This window comes from Serratia sp. CMO1 (assembly GCF_015689115.1).
Classification (GTDB): Bacteria; Pseudomonadota; Gammaproteobacteria; order Enterobacterales; family Enterobacteriaceae; genus Serratia; species Serratia marcescens.
This window is the reverse complement of sequence record NZ_CP065032.1, coordinates 4,062,908-4,088,435: the sequence shown is the minus strand read 5'-3', so window position 1 is coordinate 4,088,435 and position 25,528 is coordinate 4,062,908. Positions and strand designations below refer to the sequence as shown.

The 25,528-nt window shown below is 62.1% G+C and carries 23 protein-coding genes; 21 read left to right on the top strand and 2 right to left on the bottom strand.

Features of this window, described 5'->3' with window-relative positions; genetic code table 11:
- Positions 1–163: 163 nt before the first annotated feature.
- The 5 genes from fhuA to IT763_RS19460 all read left to right on the top strand — a co-directional run bounded on the left by fhuA (position 164) and on the right by IT763_RS19460 (position 6,552).
- Positions 164–2,356: a ferrichrome porin FhuA gene (gene fhuA / locus IT763_RS19480; RefSeq protein ID WP_049300407.1), complete on the top strand. Its 2,193-nt coding sequence runs from the start codon at positions 164–166 to the stop codon at positions 2,354–2,356.
- A 47-nt stretch (positions 2,357–2,403) separates the two neighbouring features.
- Positions 2,404–3,201, top strand: a complete 798-nt coding sequence (gene fhuC / locus IT763_RS19475; protein ID WP_016930054.1) for a Fe3+-hydroxamate ABC transporter ATP-binding protein FhuC — start codon at positions 2,404–2,406, stop codon at positions 3,199–3,201.
- Entirely contained in the window at positions 3,201–4,109 is a 909-nt protein-coding gene (gene fhuD, locus IT763_RS19470) for a Fe(3+)-hydroxamate ABC transporter substrate-binding protein FhuD (protein ID WP_151254404.1), read from the top strand. The genes fhuC and fhuD overlap by 1 nt, the downstream gene beginning before the upstream one ends.
- Positions 4,106–6,094 carry a Fe(3+)-hydroxamate ABC transporter permease FhuB gene (gene fhuB / locus IT763_RS19465; protein WP_016930052.1) on the top strand — a complete coding sequence of 663 codons (1,989 nt, stop codon included), beginning with the start codon at positions 4,106–4,108 and terminating at the stop codon, positions 6,092–6,094. Before fhuD ends, fhuB begins: the two co-directional genes overlap by 4 nt.
- Positions 6,095–6,399: 305 nt before the next feature.
- The gene (locus IT763_RS19460) at positions 6,400–6,552 is read left to right on the top strand and encodes a Hok/Gef family protein (RefSeq protein ID WP_004937610.1); all 153 of its coding nucleotides are present in this window, start codon (positions 6,400–6,402) and stop codon (positions 6,550–6,552) included.
- Between the two features lie 123 nt (positions 6,553–6,675).
- On the opposite strand, the gene metK is transcribed toward IT763_RS19460, so the two are convergent.
- Positions 6,676–7,830, bottom strand: coding sequence for a methionine adenosyltransferase (gene metK, locus IT763_RS19455; protein WP_016926681.1), 1,155 nt, complete (start codon positions 7,828–7,830; stop codon positions 6,676–6,678).
- A 909-nt stretch (positions 7,831–8,739) separates the two neighbouring features.
- Here metK and speA point away from each other — a divergent pair.
- From speA to IT763_RS19435, 3 genes are all read left to right on the top strand, one after another.
- Complete coding sequence (gene speA, locus IT763_RS19445) at positions 8,740–10,716, top strand: biosynthetic arginine decarboxylase (RefSeq protein WP_028127388.1); 1,977 nt, start codon at positions 8,740–8,742, stop codon at positions 10,714–10,716.
- 195 nt (positions 10,717–10,911) lie between these two features.
- Positions 10,912–11,832: an agmatinase gene (gene speB / locus IT763_RS19440; RefSeq protein WP_004937606.1), complete on the top strand. Its 921-nt coding sequence runs from the start codon at positions 10,912–10,914 to the stop codon at positions 11,830–11,832.
- Positions 11,833–12,167: 335 nt separating this feature from the next.
- Complete coding sequence (locus tag IT763_RS19435; RefSeq protein WP_004937610.1) at positions 12,168–12,320, top strand: Hok/Gef family protein; 153 nt, start codon at positions 12,168–12,170, stop codon at positions 12,318–12,320.
- A 110-nt stretch (positions 12,321–12,430) separates the two neighbouring features.
- Here the strand turns inward: IT763_RS19435 and IT763_RS19430 are convergent, their stop codons facing one another.
- Entirely contained in the window at positions 12,431–13,675 is a 1,245-nt protein-coding gene (locus IT763_RS19430) for an MFS transporter (RefSeq protein WP_016930051.1), read from the bottom strand.
- Positions 13,676–14,072: 397 nt separating this feature from the next.
- On the opposite strand from IT763_RS19430, the gene IT763_RS19425 reads away from it, so the two are divergent.
- From IT763_RS19425 to IT763_RS19365, 13 genes are all read left to right on the top strand, one after another.
- Positions 14,073–14,390, top strand: coding sequence for a non-heme iron oxygenase ferredoxin subunit (locus IT763_RS19425; protein ID WP_004937614.1), 318 nt, complete (start codon positions 14,073–14,075; stop codon positions 14,388–14,390).
- Between the two features lie 2 nt (positions 14,391–14,392).
- Entirely contained in the window at positions 14,393–14,701 is a 309-nt protein-coding gene (locus IT763_RS19420; protein ID WP_016930050.1) for a recombinase-like helix-turn-helix domain-containing protein, read from the top strand.
- 20 nt (positions 14,702–14,721) lie between these two features.
- Complete coding sequence (locus IT763_RS19415; protein ID WP_028127706.1) at positions 14,722–15,765, top strand: aromatic ring-hydroxylating dioxygenase subunit alpha; 1,044 nt, start codon at positions 14,722–14,724, stop codon at positions 15,763–15,765.
- Complete coding sequence (locus IT763_RS19410; protein WP_049299795.1) at positions 15,762–16,517, top strand: SDR family oxidoreductase; 756 nt, start codon at positions 15,762–15,764, stop codon at positions 16,515–16,517. Before IT763_RS19415 ends, IT763_RS19410 begins: the two co-directional genes overlap by 4 nt.
- Positions 16,518–16,554: 37 nt before the next feature.
- Complete coding sequence (locus IT763_RS19405) at positions 16,555–17,355, top strand: IclR family transcriptional regulator (RefSeq protein ID WP_049299794.1); 801 nt, start codon at positions 16,555–16,557, stop codon at positions 17,353–17,355.
- A 109-nt stretch (positions 17,356–17,464) separates the two neighbouring features.
- Positions 17,465–18,406 carry a VOC family protein gene (locus IT763_RS19400; RefSeq protein WP_016930047.1) on the top strand — a complete coding sequence of 314 codons (942 nt, stop codon included), beginning with the start codon at positions 17,465–17,467 and terminating at the stop codon, positions 18,404–18,406.
- On the top strand, positions 18,403–19,614 hold the full coding sequence (locus IT763_RS19395; RefSeq protein WP_206194942.1) for an NAD(P)/FAD-dependent oxidoreductase: 1,212 nt from the start codon (positions 18,403–18,405) through the stop codon (positions 19,612–19,614). The genes IT763_RS19400 and IT763_RS19395 overlap by 4 nt, the downstream gene beginning before the upstream one ends.
- A 23-nt stretch (positions 19,615–19,637) precedes the next feature.
- Complete coding sequence (locus IT763_RS19390) at positions 19,638–20,894, top strand: MFS transporter (RefSeq protein WP_206194941.1); 1,257 nt, start codon at positions 19,638–19,640, stop codon at positions 20,892–20,894.
- A 168-nt stretch (positions 20,895–21,062) separates the two neighbouring features.
- Positions 21,063–21,587: a cupin domain-containing protein gene (locus tag IT763_RS19385; RefSeq protein ID WP_004937634.1), complete on the top strand. Its 525-nt coding sequence runs from the start codon at positions 21,063–21,065 to the stop codon at positions 21,585–21,587.
- Positions 21,587–22,405 (top strand): alpha/beta fold hydrolase, encoded by an 819-nt coding sequence (locus IT763_RS19380; RefSeq protein WP_048796837.1) that lies wholly within the window; start codon positions 21,587–21,589, stop codon positions 22,403–22,405. Before IT763_RS19385 ends, IT763_RS19380 begins: the two co-directional genes overlap by 1 nt.
- Entirely contained in the window at positions 22,402–23,196 is a 795-nt protein-coding gene (locus IT763_RS19375) for an SDR family oxidoreductase (RefSeq protein WP_049299792.1), read from the top strand. The genes IT763_RS19380 and IT763_RS19375 overlap by 4 nt, the downstream gene beginning before the upstream one ends.
- 15 nt (positions 23,197–23,211) lie before the next feature.
- A complete protein-coding gene (locus IT763_RS19370; RefSeq protein WP_033639423.1) occupies positions 23,212–24,006 on the top strand; it encodes an aspartate dehydrogenase in 795 nt (264 codons plus the stop codon).
- A 16-nt stretch (positions 24,007–24,022) separates the two neighbouring features.
- Positions 24,023–25,492, top strand: a complete 1,470-nt coding sequence (locus IT763_RS19365; protein WP_016930041.1) for an aldehyde dehydrogenase — start codon at positions 24,023–24,025, stop codon at positions 25,490–25,492.
- The last annotated feature ends 36 nt before the right edge of the window (positions 25,493–25,528 follow it).

Below are 25,528 nucleotides of genomic sequence, written 5' to 3'. Positions count from 1 at the left end.
GTTTTATTTCCCTGCTAACCGCAAGGCTAAGCGTCTAATCCTTAACCTATTTGCCCTATGAATTCGGCTTGCAGTTTAATTTGGCTTCTGCATAAAATGCGACGCTTATAATAATTATTATCGTTTACATTCGTCATTTAATTATTCATCAGAGAAATCAACTATGCCGACCAAGCGTCTTCCATCATTCGCGGCCAAGCAGGGCCGCCTCCCCGTCAGCGCGTTAGCGATCACCGTCGCCGCGGCGCTGGGCACGCTGGCGATGCCGGCCTTTTCCGCCGACGCCAAGTCGTCCGCCAAGGAAGACACGATTACCGTTGTGGGCGGCAGCAATACCGCCCAGCAGGAAAGCGCCTGGGGGCCGGTCGGCACCTATGTCGCCAAACGCAGCGCCACCGGCACCAAAACCGATACGCCGATCGAAAAGAACCCGCAGTCCGTTTCCGTGGTGACGCGTGAAGAGATGGACATGCGCCAGCCGGATACGGTGAAGGGCGCGCTGGCCTATGCGCCGGGCGTATTCGCCAGCCGCGGCAGCTCCACGACCTATGACGCGGTGGCAATCCGCGGCTTCCCGGCTACCAACACCACCCAGTATCTGGATGGCCTGCGGTTGCTGGGCGACAACTACAGCGAAGCGTCCATCGATCCTTATTTCCTCGAACGTGCCGAGCTGCTGCGGGGCCCGGTCTCGGTGCTGTACGGTAAAAGCAACCCGGGCGGTTTGGTCTCGATGGTCAGCAAGCGGCCAACCACCGAGCCGCTGCGCGAAATCCAGTTCAAAATGGGTACCGATAACCTGTTCCAGACCGGTTTCGATTTCAGCGACGCGCTGGACGATCAGGGCATTTATTCCTATCGCCTGACCGGCCTGGCGAAAGACAGCGATACGCAGCAGAACATGAGCAAAGAGAAGCGCTATGCGATCGCGCCGTCCTTTAGCTGGCGCCCGGATGACAAAACCAACTTCACGCTGCTGGCCAACATTCAAAACGATCCCTATACCGGTTATTACGGCTGGTTGCCGAAGCAGGGCACGCTGATCCCGTTGCCGGACGGCAGCAAACTGCCGACCGATTTCAACGAAGGCGAAGCCAGCAACTATATGGCGCGCAAGCAGCGGATGATCGGGTACAGCTTCGAACACGCCTTCAACGATACCTGGGCGGTGCGCCAGAACCTGCGTTATATGCAGGTGGACACCGATATGAAGAGCATTTACGGGTTCGGCTTGTCATCACCGACGACGATCAATCGCGCTTACGTTCAGTCGAAAGAACACCTGAACAATTTTGCGGTTGATACTCAGGCGCAGGCGAAGGTGAAAACCGGCGATATCGACCATACGCTGTTGTTTGGCGTAGATTATTCGCGTATGCGCAACGATATCAATTCCGACTATGGTTCCGCAGACGGCCTGAGCATGACCCAGCCGCAGTATGGCAATGATGTGGTCAATATCAACTTCCCATACAAGTACTTGAACCGTCAGGAGCAAACCGGCCTGTATGTGCAGGAGCAAGGGGAGTGGAACCAGTGGCTGTTGACGCTGGGCGGGCGCTATGACTGGGCGAAAACGTCGGCCAATAACCGCGTTCTCGGGTACACCAACGAACGCTCCGATGGGCAGTTTACCTGGCGCGGCGGATTGAATTACCTGTTCGACAACGGCGTGACGCCGTATTTCAGCTACAGCGAGTCGTTTGAACCGACCCTCGATACGTCAATCAATGGCCAGACCTTTAAGCCCTCGATCGGCAAGCAGTATGAAGCCGGTGTGAAATACGTGCCGAAGGATCGCCCAATCGTGCTGACCGGCGCGCTGTACCAGCTGACCAAGAACAACAACCTGACGCCGGATCCGGATAACGCGCAGTTCAGCGTGCAGAGCGGCGAGATCCGTTCGCGCGGTGTGGAGCTGGAAGCCAAGGCGGCATTGAATGCCAACGTCAACCTGATCGCCTCCTATACCTATACCGATGCGAAGTACACCAAGGACAATACCTATCAGGGCAAACCGACCGTCGAGGTGCCGAAACATATGGCGTCGCTGTGGGCGGATTATACCTTCCACGAAACGGCGGTGAGCGGCCTGACGCTGGGTTCCGGCGTGCGTTACGTCGGTTCCAGCTCGAGCTTCAACAGCGATAACTCCACCTTCAAGGTGCCGGACTACACGCTGGTGGACGCGACCATTAAATACGATCTGGCGCGCTTTGGCCTGCCGGGCTCGTCCGTGGGCGTCAACATCAATAACCTGTTCGACAAGACCTACGTGTCGAGCTGCTACCGCGACTACGCCTGCTACTGGGGCGCAGAACGCCAGGTGGTCGCCACCGCAACCTTCCGTTTCTAACCGGATAGCCGGGGCGGCGCCGCGTCGCCCCGGACAAAGCAGGATCTATGCAGGACAAACTTCTTAATCCCGGCGCGACCTTCGCGCTGGATAACGCCAGTTTCGCCGTCCCCGGCCGGGTGCTGCTGCAACCGCTGTCGCTCAGTTTTCCCCAGGGCAACGTCTGCGGCCTGATCGGCCATAACGGTTCCGGTAAATCCACCCTGTTGAAACTGCTCGGGCGGCACCATGCGCCCAGCGGCGGCCAGGTACTGCTCAATCGGCAGCCGTTGGCGCAGTGGGACAGCAAATCCTTCGCCCGCCAGGTGGCCTACCTGCCGCAGCAGTTGCCGGCGGCGGAAGGCATGACGGTGCGCGAACTGGTGGCCGTCGGGCGCTATCCGTGGCATGGCGCGCTGGGGCGGTTTGGCGCCAACGATCGCCAATTGGTGGAAGAGGCCATTTCACTGGTGGGGCTGAAGCCGTTCGCCAACCGCTTGGTGGACAGCCTGTCCGGCGGCGAGCGCCAACGCGCCTGGCTGGCGATGATGGTGGCGCAGGACAGCCGCTGCCTGCTGCTCGACGAACCGACCTCGGCGCTGGACATCGCGCATCAGGTTGAGGTGTTGGCGCTGATCCAGCGCTTGAGCCGCGAACGCGATCTCACGGTGATCGCCGTGCTGCACGACATCAACATGGCGGCGCGCTACTGCGACCATTTGGTGGCGCTGCGCGGCGGTGAAATGATCGCCCAGGGCGGCCCGCTGGAACTGATGCAGGGGCCGGTGCTGGAGCAAATTTACGGTATTCCTATGGGCACGTTGCCGCACCCGAGCGGCGGCGCGCCGGTGAGTTTTGTCTACTGATGTCCTCTGCATTCACTTCTTCTCACGATCCGCTGCGCCGCCGTCTGTTGATGGCGCTGGCGCTGTCGCCGCTGTTGGGAGCGTGGCCCGGGCGAGCGGCGGATACGCCGCCGGATATCGCGCGCGTTGCGGCGCTGGAATGGCTGCCGATCGAGCTGCTGTTGGCATTGGGCGTAACGCCGCTGGCGGTGGCCGATGTGCATAACTACAACCTGTGGGTGGCGGAGCCGAAGCTGCCGGCGACGGTGGTCGACGTCGGCCAGCGCACCGAACCTAACCTCGAACTGCTGCAGCAGCTCCAGCCTTCGCTGGTGTTGCTGTCGCAGGGCTATGGCCCGACGCCGCGCAAAATCCAACCCATCGCGCCAACCATGAGCTTCGGCTTCAACGACGGCAGCGGCAAACCGCTGACCGTCGCCCGTCAGTCGCTGCTGGCGCTGGGCCAGCGGTTGGGCATAGAAAGCCGGGCGGTAAACCACCTGGCGCAGTTCGACAGTTTTATGCAGGATGCGCGTCAGCGCCTGCAAAGCTACACCCGCCAACCGTTGCTGCTGTTTTCACTGATCGACACGCGTCATGCGTTGATCATCGGCCAGAAAAGCCTGTTCCAGGAAGCGATGGACCAACTGGGCATCCGCAATGCCTGGCAGGAGCCAACCGACTTTTGGGGCACGGCGGTGGTGGGGATTGAACGGTTGGCCTCGGTGCGTAACGCCCGGGTCATCTATCTCGATCACGGCAATCAGGCGATGATGGACAAGGTCAGCGCGACGCCGCTGTGGCAGTCATTGCCCTTCGTGCGGCAAAACCAGCTGCGGCAGGTGCCGGCGGTGTGGTTCTATGGCGCCACGCTGTCGACGATGCGGTTTTGCCGCCTGTTGGCGCAGGCTCAGGAGAGTGCGTCATGAATGCGGGCATCCGGAAATTGCCGCTGACGCTGATCCTGCTGTTGCTGGCGGCGGCAGGTGGCCTGACGATATACAACCTGACGCAGCAGCTGCCGCCGGCGCAATGGGCGCGGGCGCTCAGCGCGCCGGACATCGACGACGTGCGGCAAATGCTGTTCCATTACAGCCTGCTGCCGCGGTTGACGGTGTCGCTGTTGGCCGGCGCCGGCCTGGGCTTGGTCGGCGTGCTGTTCCAGCAGGTGTTGCGCAATCCGTTGGCGGAACCGTCGACGCTCGGCGTGGCCGCCGGCGCGCAGCTCGGCCTGACCATCGCCACGCTGTGGGTGCTGCCGGGGGGGGAATTCACCCGCCAGCTGGCCGCTATGGTGGGCGCGATTGTGGTGGGCGGGCTGGTGTTCGGCGTCGCCTGGGGCAAGCGTATGTCGCCGGTCACGCTGATTCTAGCCGGGCTGGTGCTGGGGCTGTACTGCGGCGCGGTCAACAGCCTGTTGGCGCTGTTTCATTACGATCAGCTGCAGGGCATGTTCCTGTGGGGCACCGGCGCGCTGAACCAACAGGATTGGAGCGCCGTACAGTTCCTCCTGCCGCGTTTGCTGGTGGCAGGCCTGCTGGCGGCGCTGTTGCTGCGCCCGCTGACGCTGCTGGGGCTGGACGACGGCGTGGCGCGCAACCTGGGGCTGGGGCTGTCGATGGCGCGCTTCTGCGCCCTGGGGGTGGCCATTATCTTCAGCGCCATGCTGGTGAGTGCGGTGGGCGTTATCGGCTTTATCGGCCTGTTTGCGCCGCTGATGGCGAAGATGCTGGGCGCGCGCCGCCTGGCGCACCGCATGATGCTGGCGCCGTTGCTGGGGGCGCTGCTGCTGTGGCTGACCGATCAGGTGATGCTCGGGGTGACGCAGGTGTGGCGCGAGATCCCGACCGGTGCGGCCACCGCACTGTTCGGCGCGCCGCTGCTGTTGTGGCTGCTGCCGCGTTTGCGCAGCGCCGCTACGCCGCCGCCGATGAACCTTGGCGACAAGGTGCCTGCCGAACGCGGGAATCTGCCTGGCTGGGCAGCGCTGGCCGGCGTCGTGCTATTGATCGGCCTGACGCTGGCGCTGATGCTGGGCAAAAACGCCGGCGGCTGGCACTGGAGCCTGGGTGCGGAGCTGGACGCGTTGCTGCCGTGGCGTTGGCCGCGGGCGCTGTCGGCGCTGGCGGCGGGCATGATGCTGGCGGTCGCCGGCACGCTGATCCAGAAGCTGACCGGCAACCCGATGGCCAGCCCGGAAGTGTTGGGCATCAGTTCCGGCGCCGCTTTTGGCGTCGTGATGATGCTGTTTATGGTGCCGGGCGACGCCTTCGTTTGGCTGCTGCCCGCCGGCAGTTTGGGGGCGGCCGCGACGCTGCTGATCATCATGATCGCCGCAGGCCGCGGCGGTTTCTCGACTGAGCGCATGTTGCTCGCCGGTATCGCGCTCAGCACCGCCTTTACCACCGTCATCTTCCTGCTGTTGGCCAGCGGCGATCCGCGTATGGGGGGCTTGCTGACCTGGCTCTCCGGTTCAACCTATTCGGTTGAGCCGGCGCAGGCGCTGCGCACCGCGCTGGTGGCCGCCGGCCTGATGGTATTGGCGCCGCTGTGCCGTCGCTGGCTGACCATTCTGCCGCTCGGCGGCGCCACCGCCCGCTCGGTGGGGATTGCGCTGACGCCGGCGCGGTTGACCATTCTGTTGCTGGCCGCCACGCTGACCGCCATGGCGACCCTGACCGTGGGGCCGCTGAGCTTTGTCGGGCTGATGGCGCCGCATATGGCGCGCATGTTGGGCTTCCGCCGCGCGCTGCCGCAGATGGTGATCGCCGCGCTGTTGGGCGGTTTGCTGATGGTATTTGCCGACTGGTGCGGGCGGATGCTGCTGTTTCCGTATCAGATCCCCGCCGGGTTACTGGCGACCTTTATCGGCGCGCCGTACTTCGTTTATCTGTTGCGTAAGCAGACGTCGTAAGCTTCATCCCTACTTTGCTTTCTCCGCCATCAAGGGCCCAGCGTTGCTGGGCCTTTTTTCAACGCCTTGCAAGGCGTTGCGTGTCGCTGCGCAAGAAAGACATTTAACGTGAAAAGGAACGCGGGAAGAGAGGGGGAGGTGAATATACTGCGTGCGGGTGCTCTGGATCTTTGTCTCTGGAGCCTGCGTGAAAGATACAAAGAGAAAAGCCCCGAGTCGATATCCATCAACCCGAGGCCTACTCTAACGCGTGACAACGTTAAGTTAGCCTCTTACCCGCCGCGAGGCAAGGAGAAGAAGGCATGATGCCGAACAAACGGAGCCTGTTAAAATTGGTGGTTATTTGTGCCACGGTAATATCACTGGCATGGATAACCCGCAGCACGCTGTGTGAACTGCGTATCCGATCGGGCACTACGGAGGTTGCGGCCATTTTGGCTTACGAATCCGAACGGTAAGACAACCCGGCGGCGGGGGCTTTGCCTCCGCCGGCCGGCAGTTGATGCGTTGATCCATGAGCACCCATCTGCTCAAAAAAAACGGCGAGCCCAGGCTCGCCGTTTTCATGTTGATGTCGGGGCTTATTTCAGGCCGGCGGCATCGCGCAGCAGTGCGGCTTTGTCGGTTGCTTCCCATGGGAAGTGTTCGCGGCCGAAGTGGCCGTAGGCGGCGGTTTCGCGGTAGATCGGCTGCAGCAGATCCATCATCTGGATCAGGCCGTATGGGCGCAGATCGAAGAATTCGCGCACCAGCAGCGTCAGCTGTTCGGTTGGCACTTTCTCGGTACCGAAGGTTTCCACCATGATGGAGGTCGGTTCCGCTACGCCGATAGCGTAAGACACCTGAATCTCGCAGCGATCGGCCAGGCCGGCGGCAACGATGTTTTTCGCCACATAGCGCGCCGCGTAAGCCGCGGAACGGTCAACCTTGGACGGATCCTTACCGGAGAAGGCGCCGCCGCCGTGGCGCGCCATGCCGCCGTAGGTGTCGACGATGATCTTACGGCCGGTCAGGCCGCAGTCGCCCATCGGGCCGCCGATAACGAAACGGCCGGTCGGGTTGATGTGGTATTTGGTGCCCGCCGTCAGCCATTCCGCCGGCAGTACCGGCTTGATGATCTCTTCCATCACCGCTTCTTGCAGATCTTTCAGCGAGATGTCTTCAGAGTGCTGGGTGGACAGCACCACGGCGTCGATGCCGACGATTTTGCCGTCGTCGTACTGGAAGGTCACCTGGCTCTTCGCATCCGGGCGCAGCCACGGCAGGGTGCCGTTTTTACGCACTTCGGACTGGCGCTGCACCAGACGGTGCGCGTAGGTGACAGGTGCAGGCATCAGCACGTCGGTTTCGTTGGTGGCGTAGCCAAACATCAAGCCCTGATCGCCGGCGCCCTGTTCGAGAGGATCGGTACGATCAACGCCCTGATTGATATCCGGGGATTGCTTGCCGATAGCGCTCAATACTGCACAGGAGTTGGCGTCAAAGCCCATGTCCGAATGAACGTAGCCGATCTCGCGCACGGTCTTGCGGGTAATCTCTTCGATATCGACCCAGGCGCTGGTGGTGATTTCACCGCCGACCAAGACCATGCCGGTTTTCACGTAGGTTTCGCAGGCGACGCGCGCCTTCGGATCTTGTTCCAGGATGGCGTCGAGGACGGCATCGGAGATCTGATCGGCGATTTTATCGGGATGTCCTTCGGAGACGGATTCGGACGTGAAGAGGTGTTTAGCCATTGTGTTCTTTACCTTGCATAAGACGGGTTAGAAATTACTGCACAGCGCTGGAGATCCGGCATCGAAGCGAAGGGTCTTCCGCTGATGGCGCGAGATGCATCCTGCAACGCCCCTCAGGCAAAGCCGTTAAGCAGTTTATCAGTTAACCAGTATAGATGGATTAACATCTGGACGTCTATTTTAGGTCAGGGTTTAGCCAGATTGCCAGTAATTTTTTGCGCTTTCGCTCTTTTGCGCAAACGGGTTGGCGCCATTTTCATCGCTTGAAACAGTTTTCGGCGAATTTTCATTTTGCTTTTTCACCTGCTTACCGGTATAAACTGCGCGCGCGGTTCATTTGCTGCACAGTACGGCGGTCTGGCGTGGTGGAAGGTGCGATTAACTTCCGCTTTGCATTCGCCGGCGTTGCGCTATTATCCGTCGCGGGCGTTCGCCGTAAGCGCCGCCGCTTCATCGAACGGTCACGTTCTTACACTATTTTAGAGGCTGGGTCGTTCACTCCGAACGGCGCGCGTGGAGGTGGTTGGATTAATGATCCGTTGTCTACCGGTTGTTGGTTCTCAACAGCAGTGCCGTTCTGGCGCACATTCTTCTGCTATTTCCCGTCTTGTCTCTCTGTCACTTACCAGGTGCGATAAACACTTGGCCGCTACTCAGGATTCTCGGGCCGGCTAACGGTCGTCTGAAGAACTGAACAAGGGTAGCCTGCAGCCTTCCTGTGGGATGTTTCTTGGCCCGATTCACGAGGTTTGAACAGGGTGTCTTACAATTATATGAGTGATAAACCGATCGCTGACCGCGAACGGCAGTTCTCTTCGCTGCCGCCGGCGCGGCTTGTTGGGTTGTTCTCGCGGGTTGTAGCTGCGATAGTGGCTGACGGTTTCGTCAGTAGGGAATGTGAGGCGAACCATGTCTGATGATCTGTTGATTCACCGTCCGCCGGTTGCGGGCGAGTCTTTATCTTTGCGCTCCATGCAGGAGGTTGCCATGAATGATCGTAATGCCAGCAAGATGCTGCGTACTTATAACGTCGCCTACTGGGGCAACAATTACTATGACGTCAACGAGCTGGGCCATATCAGCGTGTGCCCGGATCCGGATGTCCCGCAGGCGCGCGTCGATCTGGCAGAACTGGTGAAAACGCGCCAGAAAGACGGCCAACGTCTGCCGGCGCTGTTCTGCTTCCCGCAGATCCTTCAGCATCGCCTGCGTTCGATCAACGCCGCGTTCAAACGCGCGCGTGAATCCTTCGGCTACCAGGGCGGTTATTTCCTGGTGTATCCGATCAAGGTGAATCAACACCGCCGCGTGATTGAATCGCTGGTGAATTCCGGCGAACCGCTGGGGCTGGAAGCCGGCTCCAAGGCCGAGCTGATGGCGGTGCTGGCGCATGCCGGCATGACCCGCTCGGTGATTGTCTGTAATGGTTATAAAGATCGTGAATACATTCGCCTGGCGTTGATCGGGGAAAAGCTGGGGCACAAGGTGTACCTGGTGATCGAGAAAATGTCCGAGATCAACCTGGTGCTGGAAGAGGCCGAACGGCTGAACGTCATACCACGCCTGGGCGTGCGTGCGCGTCTGGCGTCGCAAGGCTCCGGCAAATGGCAGTCGAGCGGCGGCGAAAAATCCAAATTCGGTCTGGCGGCAGTGCAGGTGCTGAAGCTGGTGGAGACCCTGCGCGAAGCGGGCCGTCTCGACAGCCTGCAGCTGCTGCACTTCCACCTGGGCTCGCAGCTGGCCAACATTCGCGATATCGCCACCGGCGTGCGCGAATCGGCGCGCTTCTACGTTGAGCTGCACAAGCTGGGCGTCAACATTCAGTGCTTCGACGTGGGCGGCGGTTTGGGCGTCGACTACGAAGGCACCCGCTCGCAGTCCGATTGCTCGGTCAACTACGGCCTGAACGAATACGCCAACAACGTGATTTGGGGCATCGGCGACGCCTGTAACGAACACGGCCTGCCGCACCCGACGGTGATCACCGAGTCCGGCCGCGCCGTGACTGCGCACCACACGGTGCTGGTCTCCAACGTGATCGGCGTCGAGCGCAACGAGTTCAGCGAACCGCAGCCGCCGGAAGCCGATGCCCCGCGCGCGCTGGAAAGCATGTGGGAAACCTGGCTGGAAATGAACGAGCCGGAAAACCGCCGCTCGCTGCGCGAATGGTTGCACGACAGCCAGATGGATCTGCACGACGTGCATACCCAATATGCGCACGGCATGCTGGACCTGACCAAGCGCGCCTGGGCCGAGCAGCTGTATCTGAACATCTGCAACAAGATCCAGCAGCAGCTCGATCCGAGCAACCGCGCACACCGCCCGATCATCGACGAGCTGCAAGAGCGCATGGCGGACAAGTTCTACGTCAACTTCTCACTGTTCCAGTCGATGCCGGATGCCTGGGGTATCGACCAGCTGTTCCCGGTGCTGCCGCTGGAAGGGCTGGATAAACCGCCGGAAGGCCGCGCTGTGCTGCTCGATATCACCTGCGACTCCGACGGCACCATCGACCATTACGTCGACGGCGACGGCGTGGCGACCACCATGCCGATGCCGCCGTACGATCCGGAGAACCCGCCGGCGCTGGGCTTCTTCATGGTCGGCGCGTATCAGGAGATCCTCGGCAACATGCACAACCTGTTCGGCGACACCGCCTCGGTTGACGTGTACGTGTTCCCGGACGGCAGCGTCGAGACCGAGCTGTCCGACGAGGGCGACACCGTGGCGGATATGCTGGAGTACGTGCAGCTCGATCCGAGCGCGCTGCTGTCCAAATTCCGCGATCAGGTCAAAGAAACCGATCTGGACAGCGAGCTGCAGGCGCAGTTCCTGGAAGAGTTTGAGGCCGGTCTGTACGGTTATACGTATCTGGAAGACGAGTAACCGCCTTCTTCATGGGGGGCGATATCGGCCCCCTTGAAGCATGGATAAAATGCGGCCATAATCTGCCGTATCGGTAGCACCGAAACACACATCGAATAAATCCCTTTCTCGTCGGGCTAACGACGCGGGAGGGATTTTTTTTTGTAACGGCCCGGCGTCTGCGCCCGGCAACTTGTTGAACTACGAGGGTTTACTATGAGCACCTTAGGCCATCAGTCCGATAATTCATTAGTGTCCAACGCCTTTGGTTTCCTGCGCTTTCCGCTGAACTTCATGCCTTACGACAGCGATGCAGAGTGGGTCATCACCGGCATTCCGTTTGACATGGCGACCTCCGGTCGCGCCGGCGGCCGTCATGGCCCGGCGGCCATCCGCCAGGTGTCCACCAACCTGGCCTGGGAAGGCAACCGTTGGCCGTGGAGCTTCGATCTGCGCGATCGTCTGAACGTGGTTGACTGCGGCGACATCGTGTTCAACTTCGGCGATGCGCAGGACATGAGCGACAAGCTGCAGGCGCATGCGGAGAAACTGCTGAAGGCCGGTAAGCGCATGCTCTCGTTCGGCGGCGATCACTTTGTCACCCTGCCGCTGCTGCGCGCGCACGCCAAGCATTTCGGCAAGCTGGCGCTGGTGCACTTCGACGCCCATACCGATACCTACGCCAACGGCAGCAAGTTCGACCACGGCACCATGTTCTATCATGCGCCGAACGAAGGCCTGATCGACCCGCATCACTCGGTGCAGATCGGCATTCGCACCGAGTTCGATCACGACAATGGCTTTACCGTACTGGACGCCGCGCAGGTGAACGATCGCAGCGTGGACGACCTGCTGACTCAGATCAAGGGCATCGTCGGCGATATGCCGGTGTACCTGACCTTCGACATCGACTGCCTGGATCCGGCGTTCGCACCGGGCACCGGCACGCCGGTGATCGGCGGCCTGACCTCCGATCGCGCGCTGAAACTGGTGCGCGGCATGCAGTCGCTGAACATCGTCGGCATGGACGTAGTGGAAGTGGCGCCGGCTTATGATCAGTCCGAGATCACCGCGCTGGCCGCGGCGACCCTGGGTCTGGAAATGCTGTACCTGCAGGCGGCCAAGAAACACGCCTGACGCTTGGCCACGCCTCGCTGAAAAAGCGGCTCTCATCGTATGGGGGCCGCTTTTTTTATTTCTTTTTTCGCCATCCGTGCGGCGATTTTCAGTCTGTTGCAACGCCTTTGCGCAATTTTGCGCAGAAATGAAACGGAGTCAGTAAAAAGGAATCGGGATAACGGGGAGGATGAATATACTGCGCGCGGGTGCTCTGGATCTTTGTATCTAGAGTCTGCGTGAAAGGTACAAAGAGAAAAGCCCCGAGTCGATATTCATCAACCCGAGGCCTACTCTAACGCCAGCAACGTTAAGTTAGCCTCTTACCCGCCGCGAGGCAAGGAGAAGAAGGCATGATGCCGAACAAACGGAGCCTGTTAAAACTGGTGGTTATTTGTGCCACGGTAATATCACTGGCATGGATAACCCGTAGCACGCTGTGCGAGCTGCGGATCCGATCGGGCACTACGGAGGTTGCGGCCATTTTGGCTTACGAATCCGAACGGTAAGGCAACCCGGCGACGGGGGATATCCCCCGTCTGCTGGTTGTTGGCGTCCAGATCCATGAGCACCCTCTCAACGCGTTCGGTTTGCCGCCGTAGAACACGGTGAAACGGATTTATGCCCGTTTCACCTGCCGCGTCAGCAACATACGGCTAAACAGCGCGCCGCCCGCCAGCAGCGTCAACAGCTGTGAGGCAATCAGCACCGCAAAGCCCGAGGACACCTTGCCCTGGCTGGCCATCACCATGCCCATCGCCATCGGCACGAACGCCGAGAACAGATTGCCGATGCCGTTGATCAGCCCATAGGCGCTGCCGACCGCCTCCGGCCGCGCATAATGCTGGAGCAGCGTGGGGATCGCCGCGCCCTGCGCACCCCAACAGGCGTTGGCCGCCAGCAGGAAGAAGGCGATCCAACCAAGCTGATGGCTGTTCATTACGCCATAGATGCACAGTGCGGTCGCCGCGCCGCCAAAGACGAAGATCAGCGGCGCCTGATAGGGGCGGATACGATCGAGCAACGCGCCGCCGAGGTATTTGGAGGCGATGCTGACGATGAACGGCAGCGCCGCCATCCAGCCCATTTGCTTGATGGAGAACCCCTTTTCATCGGTCAGGTAAGCCGGCAGCCAGGCGCTGGAGCCCCACAGGTAGCTGAGCGTGGCGATCTCGATCAGCAGGATCCAGCCGAGCATCGGCGTGCGCCAGGCCAGCGCAAAGGTGTGCCAGACGCGGCTTAGCACCGGTTGCGAATCGGCAGGGCGTGAAGAAGATGAGGGTAAGGCGAGCGGATGAACGAACAACCGCACCAGCGCCAGGCCCAGCAGCAGGTTGAGCAGCGCCAGCAGGTGAAACGACATCGCCCACCCGAAGTGCGCCATCAGAAAACTCACCAGCGGAAAGCCGAGCACCAGCCCCAACGAGACGCCCAGCGCGCTGACCGCGTTGGGCTTGCCGCGCTCGTCGGCGGCGAAATGATCGCTGATGTACATGGTTTTCAGCGAGAACAGCGGCCCTTCGCTGACGCCAAGCAGCGCGCGCACCGCGCACAGCAACAGCAGCGATCCCGCCAGCGGCGAGGCGGCGGTGAGCAGCGCCCACAGCACCACGCTCAGCGTCAGCGCGCGGCGGTAACCCATCAGCGTTTCCAGAAACGGCGTCAGCAACATGGCGGACAGGCCGTAACCGAGTAAAAACACCGTCATCAGCGTGCCCTGGTGAGCGCGGTCACCGCCGAGTTGAAAGTGTTGCAGGAAGTCGGGATTGACCAACATCACGGCGATATTAACCCGATCCGCATAGGCGATAACGATCAGAAACAGCAGGGCGATCACCCCAAACCAGCGTTGACGTTGTTGCACGGCGCGTTCCTCAGTGCGAGCGGTTGACGAATTCAGGCAGCAGTAAACTCACCCGAGGATGCCATTTGGCGCAAACGCGGGGATGGGGCTGATTGATGTAAATTTATTGTTATCAAATAGGGTGTAAATGACAGAGGGAAAACACTTTTACGCGCAATTCGCCGCAGAGATCAACGCGTTTTTTGCCATAAATTAGCGAGGGAGCGCACAACTGACATAGGTTTTTCATATCGGTGCATGATTTCGTGATCCTTCCCGCATTTGTCATTTTTAAACAACCTTTCATTAACATTTGACGTTCCGCTCGCTTGACGAAAGTTTCGCCAGACTTATAGTGGCTGTATTAAATAAGAAACTGAGTTTCATATATGAAACAATCAGATAGAGGATAAAAGCAATGAGCTGGAAGAATGTGTGCGAAGTGTCTCAGGTGAAAGAAGATTTTCCTTTCTCCGGCAAAGTGGAAGGAAAAGAGATCGGGGTGTACCTGCTCGACGGTAACTACTACGCGCTGGAAGACGTCTGCCCGCATGCTTATGCCTTGCTCAGCCAGGGGTTTGTAGACGATGGCAAGGTTGAGTGCCCGCTGCACGAAGCGCTGTTTGACGTGCGCACCGGCCAGTGCCTGCGCGAGCCGGGCGGCCGAGATCTGCAAACCTATCCCACCCGGGTGGTCGACAACCAAATCCAGATCACCTTTATCGCGGAGGAGTAATCATGCAGCACATCACCGATTTCAATCCCTGGCTGCCGGACACCCAACAAGTGACGCCAGCCCGCGAAGGCGGCAACGGTCAAATCCATCAGCCGGGCCAGTTCCGCAATGTCATCTGGCAAAACCGCGCCCGGGTGCCGGACGGTTTCGAAACCGCCCTGGTGGCGGCGCTGGAAACGATCTTCGATCAGGGGGGGGAAGAGCTGGAGCAGATCGTTAGCGCGTTGAATCAGCGTCGTCTGTTCGATCGCAGCGGCCAGCCGTGGAATGAGGCGACGTTCCGCGAATTCCTTCACGTTAACGGTTTCTGAGCGACACCCGGGAGAAGACAATGACAGCAAACACAACATCCTCCGAACAGAGCTTGCAGGACTATCTTGACCAGGGGCTGCGCGGCATGTGGTATCCGGTGCTGGCCAGCTGGGAAGTGGGCAACAACCCGGTCGGCATCACCCGCCTGGAGCAGCAAATCGTGGTGTGGCGCGACGGCGAAGGCCAGATCCACGCGCTGGAAGACCGCTGCCCGCACCGTGGCGCGCGGCTTTCCATGGGGTGGAACCTCGGCGATCGCATCGCCTGTTGGTATCACGGGGTGGAAGTCGGCGGCGACGGGACGGTGAAAGACGTGCCGGCGGTGGATCGCTGCCCGCTGGTGGGGCAAAAATGCCTGCGTTCTTACCCGGCCAAAGAAGCCTATGGCGCGGTGTTCCTCTATTTCGGCGTGACGGCGGATGAAGCGCCGGCGGAGCTGACTTTCCCGCAAGAGCTGGCGGACGAAGCGTCGTACAGTAATTTTCTGTGCACCGCCAGCTGGAACTGCAACTACCAGTACGCCCTGGAAAACGTGATGGATCCGATGCACGGCACTTACCTGCACTCCTCTTCACACTCGATGGCGGAAGGGGATCGCAAGGCGGACATGGCGCTGGAGCCGACCGACAGCGGCTTCATCTTCAAGAAAAACGGCCAGATCGGCGTCAACTTCGACTGGGTGGAATTCGGCAACAGCGGCGCGTATTGGATGCGCCTGTCGATCCCGTACAAGAAGCGTTTCGGGCCGGGCGGTCACTTCTGGATCATCGGCATGGTGGTGCCGGAAGACAAGGATCACTGCCGGGTATTCTTCTGGCGCATTCGTAAGGTCAAAGACTGGCAGCGCGACATGTGGCGCTTCATGTACCGCAATCGCCTGGAATCGTTGCATTGGGACGTGCTCGAGCAGGATCGCATCGTGCTTGAGAACATGGCGCCTAACGCCCGCGGCCGCGAATATCTGTACCAGCACGACGTCGGTCTTTCTCGCCTGCGCCGCCTGATGCAGAAAGAGGCGCAAAAACAGCTGGCGACGCTGCGCGAGCGGGAGGCGGCGCAGTGAAGGGTCTGCTGAACGATAAACGCATCGTGGTCACCGGCGCGGCGCGCGGCCTGGGCTACAGCTTCGCCGCCGCCATCGCGGCTGCCGGCGCGCAGGTGGTGATGTGCGACATTTTGGCGGATGAGCTGGCGGCGAGCGGCGCCGCGCTGCGCGAGCAGGGCGCTCAGGTGGAAACGCAAATCATCGATCTGGCATCACCGGATTCGATCCGTTCGGCGTTCGAGAAGATCGCCACAGGCGGCGGGATCGACGGGCTGGTGAACAACGCGGCGCTGGCGACCGGCGTCGGCGGTAAAACCATGATGGAATACGACATCGATCTGTGGGATCGGGTAATGCAGGTCAACGTGCGCGGCACCTGGCTGGTGAGCCAGGCGGCGGTGCCGCTGTTGGCGCGCAACCCGCACGCCAAGATCGTCAACGTGGCGTCGGACACCGCGCTGTGGGGCGCGCCGCGCCTGATGGCCTATGTTGCCAGTAAAGGCGCGCTGATCGCGATGACCCGATCGATGGCGCGTGAACTGGGGCCGCAGGGGATCTGCGTCAACGCCATCGCGCCGGGCCTGACGCGGGTGGAAGCCACCGAGTATGTCCCCGCCGAACGCCACCAGCTGTACGAGCAGGGGCGCGCGCTGGCCGGGGCGCAGCACCCGGACGATGTGAACGGTACGGTGCTTTATCTGCTGTCGCCGCTGGCGAATTTCGTCACCGGTCAACTGCTGCCGGTCAACGGCGGCTTCGTATTCAACTGACGGCCCGCAGGGCAGGCGCACAGCGCAGGAGCGAGAGATGGCGGACGAGCAAGCACAAGCATGTAAGTATCTGATCCCGGGGCTGGATCGCGGGTTGCAGTTGCTGCTGGCGTTTGGCGAGCAGCATAAGGAGATGACCTTCGCCGAGTTGCATCGCTTGGTCGATATGCCGAAGGCCACCGCTTATCGCGTGGTGCAGACGCTCGAACACTTGGGCTTTCTGGAGCGCAATCCGCGCACCAACACCTTTGCGCTCGGCATCAAGGTGCTGCGCCTCGGCTTCGAATATATCGCGTCGCTGGACGTCGCGCAGGCCGGCCAGCCGGTGATCGAGCAGCTGCGCGATCGCAGCCAGTGCAGCAGCCATCTGGCGATCCGCGACGGGCGTGATGTGATCTATATCGCCCGCGTCAGCGCTGCCGGTTCGCAGATCAATCAGGTCAGCGTCGGCACCCGCTTGCCGGTGCACCAAACCTCGCTCGGCCGCATGTTGTTGACCAGCGCGACTCGCAGTGAGTTCGAACAACTTTATCCAGACGCGCAACTGCCGGGCAATGCGCCGGGCACCCCGGCGGATCGCGAAACGCTGTGGCAGATGGTGCAGCAAGACAAGGCGCGCGGCTATGTGATCGGCGAATCGTTCTTCCGCCACGGCATCTCCTCGATCGTCTATCCGATCTTCAACCGCGAGCAGCGGGTCGAGGCGGTGGTCAGCATCATGGTGCCGTCCGATGAGATCCCGAAAGCGGATCGCGAGCGGCTGCGCATGGAAGTGCGCGACGCGGCGGAGAAAATTTCCGGCTTCCTCGGCGCGCCGCCGCAGGCCAACGTCGGCTAACCGACAGGACCGACTCTTTTACTCAGGCAGGGATAAGGCCCGCAGCAAACACGGGCCGGGGTTCAGTCATGCCTGAAAACCGTATGCAGCGAGAATGTGAGGCTGAACAATGAGCGTAATCGGAATCGAAAAACTGGAATTTGGCGTCGAAGATCTGCCAACCTGCGAAAAATTCATGCAAGATTTCGGCCTGCAGCCCGCCACGCAACATTGGGGCGAAGCGCAGCGCGAATTCACTACCCTGAGCGGGGCGCGGGTTGTCCTGCACCCGTTGCAAAGCGCGGCGCTGCCTGCGGCGTTTGAAGGCGGTTCCACCCTGCGCCGCATGACCTGGGGCGTGGCCTCGCCCGCCGAACTGGCGCGCCTGCAGCCGCGTTTGGCGTTGATGCCCGGCTTCCGTCAGGTGGGAGAAGAGTTGGAATGCCGCGATCCCAACGGCATGACGCTGCGCTTCGTCGTCAGCCGCCAGCAGGCGGTCGAGGTGCCGGTCACGCCGATCAACCAGTGGGGCGACGTGCGCCGCATCGATCAACCCAGCCCGGTCTATTCGCAGGCGCAGCCGATCAACATCGGCCACGTGGTGTTCTTCGTCGACGATCTGGCGGCGACCGAGCGTTTCTACCGCGAGCTGTTGGATTTCCAGGTTTCCGATCGCTATATCGATCGCGCCGTCTTCCTGCGCACCCAGGCGCGCGGCGGCCATCATAACCTGTTCCTGCTGAAGTTGCCGAACCGCCCACGCGGCCTGAATCACGTGGCGTTCACCGTGCGCGATATCCACGAAGTGATCGGCGGCGGCATCGCCATGAACAAAGAGCAGTGGAGCACCTTTATCGGCCCCGGCCGCCACCCGATCTCCTCGGCCTATTTCTGGTACGTCAACAGCCCGACCGGCGGCGCGTTCGAGTACTACACCAACGACGATTATCTGACGGAAAACTGGCAGCCGCGCGAGCTGGAGCATTCGCTGGTCTCCTTCACCGAATGGGCGGTAGAGGGCGGCATCGATCACGACACGCGCCGCCAGCATAAAAAAGCGGAGGCGTTATGAACCGGGCTGAACAGGCGGGCATCGTCATCGTCGGTGGCGGCCAGGCCGGCGGCTGGGCGGCCAAGACGCTGCGCGACCGCGGTTACAGCGGCCGGCTGACGGTTGTCAGCGACGAACCCTACGATTTTTACGAGCGGCCGCCGCTGTCGAAAGCGGCGTTGCTGGATGCCGCGGCTCCCCTCAGCCGGCTGTTCAGCGAACAGACGGTGGCGGAGCTGAATATCGACTGGCGCCGCCCGCTGCGCGCCGAGTCCATCGACGCCGAACAGCAAATCGTTACGCTCAGCGATGGGCAACGGCTGCAGTTCGAGCAGTTGCTGATCGCCACCGGCGGGCGGCCGCGTGTGCCGGGCGCCGCCTGGGCGCAGCACCCGCGCGTGATGACGCTGCGTTCCTGGGACGATGCGGCCCGGTTGCGGCAGGGGCTGCAGGGCTGTCGTCGCCTGGCGATCGTCGGCGGCGGTTGGATCGGGCTGGAGATCGCCGCTTCCGCGCGGCGTCTCGGCGCCGAGGTGACGGTGTTTGAACGCCAGCCAGCGCTGTGCATGCGCAGCGTCGGCGCCGATGTCTCGCAGGCGTTGTTCGAACTGCATCGCCGGCAGGGCGTCACGGTGCTGTGCGGCTGCGGTGAGATCTCGCTGGAAGATCGCGACGGCGCCGCCTGGATCGGCAGCGAAGTCAGCGATCCGCAGGCCTTCGATCTGGTGGTGGTGGGGATCGGCGTCGAGCTGAATCTCGAACTGGCGCGCAGCGCCGGGCTGGCGATCGAGTCCGGCATTGTGGTCGACGGCCAGGGGCGCACCAGCCATCCGGCGATCTTCGCCGCCGGCGACGTGGCGCGTCACCCGACGCTTGGCATGTGCCTGCAGTCCTGGGCCTACGCGCAAAATCAGGCCATCAGCACCGCCTGCGCGATGCTCGACGCCTTCGCCGCCCCGTATGACGACGTGGCCTGGCTGTGGTCGGATCAATATGACGTCAATATCCAGATCCTCGGCGTGCCGAGCGGCGGCGTGCACCATGTGGTGCGCCGCACGCCGCAGTCGCAGGTGTTCTTCACGCTGAACGCCGATCGGCAGCTGGTGCAGATGGTGGCATTCAACGACGCGCGCACCATCAAACTCGGCAAGCGTTGGCTGGCGAGCGGCCGGGTGCTGGATCCGCAGCAACTGGCGGATGCGGAGTTTTCTTTGATGGCGTTGAAATAACGCCCGAACCTCGGGAGCGTTTTATGACTACGCAAGACATTGACGCCCGCGCTGGACGGGCGGGGGAAACCGTTGCCGAAAATCCGCAGCAGCGGGTGCGCTGGTCGGTGCCGATCGCGCTGTTCGCCTGCGTGCTGCTGGCGTTTTTCGACAAGATCAGCATCGCGGCGCTGTTTTCCGACGCCGAGTTTCAGCAGGCGTTGGGCATTGGTTTTGACCCGGCGCGGCTGGGCTTGCTGATGAGCGCGTTTCTGTTCTCCTACGGCATTTCCTCAATGCTGCTCAGCGGCATCGGCGATCGGCTTAATCCGGTCAAGGTATTGATTGGCATGATGGTGGTGTGGGGCGTGCTGATGGTGTTGATGGGGCTGGTGCGTTCCTATCACGCCATGATGACGCTGCGCATCCTGCTCGGCATCGCTGAAGGGCCGTTGCTGCCGATGGCCTACGCCATTATTCGTCAGGCTTTCCCGCCGCAGCTGCAGGCGCGCGCCACCATGCTGTGGTTGCTCGGCACGCCGTTGGGGGCCGCGCTCGGCTTCCCGGTCACCCTGTACATCCTCAATACCTTCGACTGGCAGGCCACCTTCTTCTTTATGGCGTTTCTGACGTTGCCGGTGATGTTGCTGGTGCTGTTCGGCATGCGCCACCTGAACGTCTCGCGTCCGGCGGCGGCGGCCAAACCGGCGGTGTCCGAACGCAAACAGCACCGCCGCGAGCTGCTGCGCAGTCCGCACTTTTGGATGATCTGCCTGTTCAACATCGCCTTTCTGACCTACCGGTGGGGCATGAACGGCTGGTTGCCGAGCTATCTGATCAAGGGCAAAGGCATTCATCTGGAGCATGCCGGTTACCTCTCTTCGCTGCCGTTCATCGCCATGCTGCTCGGCGAAGTGCTGGGCGCCTGGCTGTCGGACAAGCTGGATCGCCGCGCGCTGGCCTGCTTCCTGTCGCTGTGCGGCGCCGGCCTCGGTCTGGCGGTGGTGTTGCACCTGCAGGGCACCTACAGCGTGATCGCCGCCATGGCCTTCAGCACCTTTATGTGGGGCGCCGGCGCGCCGAATATTTTCGCGCTGTTGGCGAAGGCCACCAGCAGCAAGGTGAGCGCCACCGCCGGCGGCATCTTCAACGGGTTGGGCAATTTTGCCGGCGCGCTGGCGCCGGTGCTGATGGGGGCGCTGATCGCCGCCACCGGCAATATGGATAACGGCCTGCTGTTCCTGGTGGTGATGGCGTTCGTCGGCTGCCTCATTCTGCTGCCGTTGCTGAGAAAGTACTGAATTAACAATTACTAAGCCCAATGGATTTCATGCTGTGGCTAGGCGGCAAGTTCGTGAGTCTCCAGGAGCTTACTGCGGTAAGTGACTGGTGCGAACGAATGCAGCCAACAACGCGACAGCGTGAAAGACGAAGGGGATAACCATTTGATTCAACAGAGGAGTGACAACATGTCTCAGGTTGAGAACAAAGCCGGCGTCAAGCCGCAGGATCTGTCGATGGAAAACTGGGTGGAGTCGCGCATCGCCCGTTTCGAGGGCCGCAAATATGACTGGAACGCGCTGAAATTCCAGGCCGACTTCGACCCGAAATACCGCCGCGCGCAGATGCGCTACATCGGCACCGGCGCCACCGGCGTGGCCAGCGATGCCAACACCATTCCGGCAGGCAACTTCACCTTCTCCACCATGGTGCTGCCGTCGAAGTGCGAGGGCCCGCTGCACCTGCACGACGACGTGGAAGAAGTGTTCTTCATGCTGAAAGGCAGCATCACGCTGATGATTCAGGATGGCGAAGAGTATTACGAAACCAGGCTGAAAGAGCGCGATCTGATCTCGGTGCCGGCGGGGGTGTATCGCGGCCTGTTCAACCACGGCGAGGAAGAGGCGCTGATGTGCGTGATGCTCGGCACCGCCAAGCCGGAGATCCCGACCTATCCGGCGGATCACCCGCTGTCCAAAGTGAAGCGCAACTGATGAACGGCCTGGCGCAACGCCAACGGGCGCGCTGCGGGGCGTACACCCTGAGCTGGCGCGAGGCCGGGCAGGGGCGGCCGGTGGTGTTGCTGCACGGCATCAGCTCCGGATCCGCCTCGTGGATCAAGCAGTTCAACGATAACGGCCTGACGGACGGCCACCGTCTGTTGGCGTGGGACGCGCCGGGCTACGGCGGCAGCCTGCCGTTGGCGGATCCGCAGGCCGATGCCGCCGGTTATGCGGCGGCGTTGGCGGCGCTGATTGATGAGCTGCAGCTGGTGCAGCCGCTGATCGTCGGCCATTCGCTGGGGGCGCTGATCGGTAGCGCCTATGCCGCCGGCTATCCGGATGGGCTGTGCGGGCTGGTGTTGGCGGATCCGGCGCAGGGCTATGCCACGGCGCCGGAGGAAAAACGCCGGCAGGTGTACGGCCAACGCCAGCAGATGATAGAGACGCTGGGGCCGGTGGGCTACGGCGAGCAGCGGGCGGCGGCCTTGCTGCGTGAAGGGGCGGATCCGCAGGATATCGCCTGGGTGCGCAACGGCATGCAGCAGCTCGATCCCGACGGTTTTCTGAGTGCCGCCTGGATGTTGGCCAACGATGATATCGGTCGCTATCTGGCGCGCTATCGCGGCCCGCTGGAGGTGTGGTGCGGTGAACAGGATCGCATTACGCCACCGGAGAAGGCGGCCGAGCTGGCGCGCGAGCAGGACGCGACGCTGCGTCTGATCGCCGCCGCCGGTCATGCCAGCTACCTCGATGCGCCGGCGTGTTTCAACCGCTATCTGCGGGACTTTACGGGAGCAATCCAACGATGAATTTTCAGCTTGAGGATCGGGTGGCGGTGGTGACCGGCGGCTCGTCGGGCATCGGTTTTGAAACCCTGAAGCTGCTGCTGGCCGAAGGGGCGAAAGTGGCGTTCTGCGGCCGCGATCAGGACAAGCTGGCCGGCGCAGCAGCCAGCCTGCGCGCGGACTTCCCGCAGGCGGATATCCTGGCGCTGCGCTGCGACGTGCTGGACGCGCAGCAGGTGGCGCAGTTCGCCGCTCAGGTGACGGCGCATTTCGGCGGCGTGGATCTGCTGATCAACAACGCCGGTCAGGGCTTCGTCGCCCATTTTGACCAGACGCCGCGCGAGGCCTGGCTGCATGAGGCCGAGCTGAAGCTGTTCGGCGTGATCAACCCGGTGCAGGCGTTCTTACCGGCGCTGGAACGATCGGCGATCGCGTCTATCACCTGCGTGAACTCGCTGCTGGCGCTGCAGCCGGAAGAGCACATGATCGCCACCTCGGCGGCGCGTGCCGCGCTGCTCAACATGACGCTGACGCTGTCGAAAGAGCTGGTGGGCAAAGGCATTCGGGTTAACTCGATCTTGCTGGGGATGGTGGAGTCGGGCCAGTGGCGCCGCCGTTTCGACGAGCGCAGCGATAAAGATCAAAGTTGGGAGCAGTGGACGGCGGCCATCGCCGAACGGCGCGGCATCCCGATGAAACGCCTGGGCAAGCCGCAGGAGCCGGCGCAGGCGCTGTTGTTCCTCGCTTCGCCGCTGGCTTCCTTTACCACCGGCGCGGCGCTGGACGTTTCCGGCGGCTTTAACCGCCATGTGTAGCAGGGGCCGAGAAAGATGAAGAAGATCATGATGATTGGCTACGGCGCGATGGCGAAGGAAGTGATCGCCCGTCTGCCGGAAGGCGTGGAGGTTGGCTGGATCCTGGCGCGCGCAGCTCATCATGCGGCGATCGCCGAGGCTTTTGACGGGCGGGTGCAGGCGCTGACCCATCCGGAGCAGTGTTCGCAGCGGCCGGATCTGGTGCTGGAGTGCGCCAGCCAGCAGGCGGTGGCGGAGTTTGGCGAGGCGGTGCTGCAGCGCGGTTGGCCGCTGGCGGTGGTCTCGACCGGCGCGCTGGCGGACGCCGCATTGCAACAGCGGCTGCAGCAGGTTTGCCGCCGCCATCACGGGCAGCTGATCGTGCTGTCCGGCGCGGTGGCGGGGATGGACGGGCTGGCGTCGGCGCGTGAAGGCGGGTTGGAGAGCGTGACCTATCAGGCCAGCAAGAGCCCGGCCAGCTGGCGCGGCAGCCCGGCGGAGCAACTGATCGACCTCGATGCGGTGCGCGAGGCGCAGGTATTTTTTGAAGGCTCGGCGCGCGAAGCGGCGCGTTTGTTCCCGGCCAACGCCAACGTGGCGGCCACTATTGCGCTCAACGGTCTGGGGATGGACGCCACCCGGGTGCGCCTGCAGGTCGATCCTGCCACCCGGCGCAATACCCATCGCCTGCAGGTGTGCGGCGACTTTGGCGAGTTTCACATTGAGCTGAGCGGCAACCCGCTGGCGAGCAATCCCAAAACATCAACCCTGGCGGCGCTGAGCGCGGTACAAGCCTGCCGCCGTCTGGTGGACGGCGGTTTTATTGCCTGAACGGCAGGAGCGGAGCATGGAACGATTGAATATTTTTGTCGCCGGGCGCTGGCGTGAAGGGCGCGGCGAAGAGATGGCTTCGGTATTCCCGGCCGACGGCAGCGTCAACGCGCGGCTGCGCGCCGCTAACGTCGAGGATGTCAACGAGGCGGTAGAGGCGGCGGAAAAGGCCTGGCGCGCGCCGGAATGGCGCGGGCTGGTGCCGCACCAACGCGCCTCAATTCTCTACCGCGTGAGCAACCTGATCCTGGCGCAGCAGGAACAGCTGGCCGAGTTGCAGACGCGCGACAACGGCAAACCGCTGGCGGAAACCCGCGGCCTGGTGGCCAGCGCGGCGGCGACCGCGCGCTACTTCGCCGCCGCCTGCGAGGTGTTGGAAGGCGAGCTGCCGACCCCGCGCAGCGCCGAAGTGATGACGCTCAGTCAGTATCAACCGATGGGGGTGATCGCCGCCATTACGCCGTGGAACTCACCGATCGCCAGCGAAATGCAGAAGGTGGCGCCGGCGCTGGCGGCGGGCAACGCCGTGGTGCTCAAACCGGCCGAAGCCACGCCGCTGATGGCGCTGAAGCTGGCCGAGCTGTTCGAACAGGCGGGGCTCCCTGCCGGGCTGCTCAGCGTGCTGCCGGGCAAAGGTTCGGTGATCGGCGAGGCGTTGGCGCGCCATCCGCTGGTGAAAAAGATCGCCTTTACCGGCGGGACCGGCACCGGGCGCCATTTGGCGCACATCGCCGCCGACAAGCTGATCCCCACCTCGCTGGAGCTGGGCGGTAAATCGCCGACCATCGTGCTGGAGGACGCCGATCTGGAGCAGGCGGCGCGCGGCATCTGTTACGGCATTTTCAGCTCTGCCGGCCAGGCGTGCATCGCCGGTTCACGGCTGTTCGTGCATCGTTCGCTGTATCAGCCGCTGCTGGCGCGCTTGACCGAACTGACGGCGGGGCTGCGCATCGGCAACCCGCTGGTGCCGGGCGTGCATCTCGGCCCGCTGATCAGCGCCAAACATCGGCAAAGCGTGGCGGACTACGTGGCGTTGGCGCGGCAGGAGGGCGGCCGGGTGAGCATCGGCGGCGAAGCGCCGGCCGATCCGCAACTGGCGAGCGGCAGCTATTACCTGCCGACCATTATCGAAGGTTTGAACAACGATGCCCGCGTGTGCCAGGAGGAGATCTTCGGCCCGGTGCTGGTGGCGCTGCCGTTCGACGACGAGCAACAGCTGATCGAACAGGCCAACGACTCGGTGTACGGCCTGGCGGCCGGCATCTGGAGCCGCGATTTCCCGCGGGCGATGGCGCTGGCGGAGCGGCTGGAAACCGGCACCGTCTGGATCAACACCTACAAAACGTTCTCGATTTCCACGCCGTTCGGCGGCTTCAAGGAAAGCGGACTGGGCCGCGAAAAGGGCCTGAACGGCATCAAGGCCTACATGCAGCAGAAAAGCGTATATCTGGCGCTGAGCCACCAGGTGAACCGCTGGAGCGACTAGGCCGACACCTCTACGCATAACCCTAATAACGATTAC

What these genes read in the sequence shown, in the direction of transcription:
- fhuA (WP_049300407.1), top strand. Translation starts at nt 164, where the DNA reads ATGCCGACCAAGCGTCTTCCATCATTCGCGGCCAAGCAGGGCCGCCTC.
- fhuC (WP_016930054.1), top strand. Translation starts at nt 2,404, where the DNA reads ATGCAGGACAAACTTCTTAATCCCGGCGCGACCTTCGCGCTGGATAAC.
- fhuD (WP_151254404.1), top strand. Translation starts at nt 3,201, where the DNA reads ATGTCCTCTGCATTCACTTCTTCTCACGATCCGCTGCGCCGCCGTCTG.
- fhuB (WP_016930052.1), top strand. Translation starts at nt 4,106, where the DNA reads ATGAATGCGGGCATCCGGAAATTGCCGCTGACGCTGATCCTGCTGTTG.
- IT763_RS19460 (WP_004937610.1), top strand. Translation starts at nt 6,400, where the DNA reads ATGCCGAACAAACGGAGCCTGTTAAAATTGGTGGTTATTTGTGCCACG.
- metK (WP_016926681.1), bottom strand. Translation starts at nt 7,830, where the DNA reads ATGGCTAAACACCTCTTCACGTCCGAATCCGTCTCCGAAGGACATCCC.
- speA (WP_028127388.1), top strand. Translation starts at nt 8,740, where the DNA reads ATGTCTGATGATCTGTTGATTCACCGTCCGCCGGTTGCGGGCGAGTCT.
- speB (WP_004937606.1), top strand. Translation starts at nt 10,912, where the DNA reads ATGAGCACCTTAGGCCATCAGTCCGATAATTCATTAGTGTCCAACGCC.
- IT763_RS19435 (WP_004937610.1), top strand. Translation starts at nt 12,168, where the DNA reads ATGCCGAACAAACGGAGCCTGTTAAAACTGGTGGTTATTTGTGCCACG.
- IT763_RS19425 (WP_004937614.1), top strand. Translation starts at nt 14,073, where the DNA reads ATGAGCTGGAAGAATGTGTGCGAAGTGTCTCAGGTGAAAGAAGATTTT.
- IT763_RS19420 (WP_016930050.1), top strand. Translation starts at nt 14,393, where the DNA reads ATGCAGCACATCACCGATTTCAATCCCTGGCTGCCGGACACCCAACAA.
- IT763_RS19415 (WP_028127706.1), top strand. Translation starts at nt 14,722, where the DNA reads ATGACAGCAAACACAACATCCTCCGAACAGAGCTTGCAGGACTATCTT.
- IT763_RS19405 (WP_049299794.1), top strand. Translation starts at nt 16,555, where the DNA reads ATGGCGGACGAGCAAGCACAAGCATGTAAGTATCTGATCCCGGGGCTG.
- IT763_RS19400 (WP_016930047.1), top strand. Translation starts at nt 17,465, where the DNA reads ATGAGCGTAATCGGAATCGAAAAACTGGAATTTGGCGTCGAAGATCTG.
- IT763_RS19395 (WP_206194942.1), top strand. Translation starts at nt 18,403, where the DNA reads ATGAACCGGGCTGAACAGGCGGGCATCGTCATCGTCGGTGGCGGCCAG.
- IT763_RS19390 (WP_206194941.1), top strand. Translation starts at nt 19,638, where the DNA reads ATGACTACGCAAGACATTGACGCCCGCGCTGGACGGGCGGGGGAAACC.
- IT763_RS19385 (WP_004937634.1), top strand. Translation starts at nt 21,063, where the DNA reads ATGTCTCAGGTTGAGAACAAAGCCGGCGTCAAGCCGCAGGATCTGTCG.
- IT763_RS19380 (WP_048796837.1), top strand. Translation starts at nt 21,587, where the DNA reads ATGAACGGCCTGGCGCAACGCCAACGGGCGCGCTGCGGGGCGTACACC.
- IT763_RS19375 (WP_049299792.1), top strand. Translation starts at nt 22,402, where the DNA reads ATGAATTTTCAGCTTGAGGATCGGGTGGCGGTGGTGACCGGCGGCTCG.
- IT763_RS19370 (WP_033639423.1), top strand. Translation starts at nt 23,212, where the DNA reads ATGAAGAAGATCATGATGATTGGCTACGGCGCGATGGCGAAGGAAGTG.
- IT763_RS19365 (WP_016930041.1), top strand. Translation starts at nt 24,023, where the DNA reads ATGGAACGATTGAATATTTTTGTCGCCGGGCGCTGGCGTGAAGGGCGC.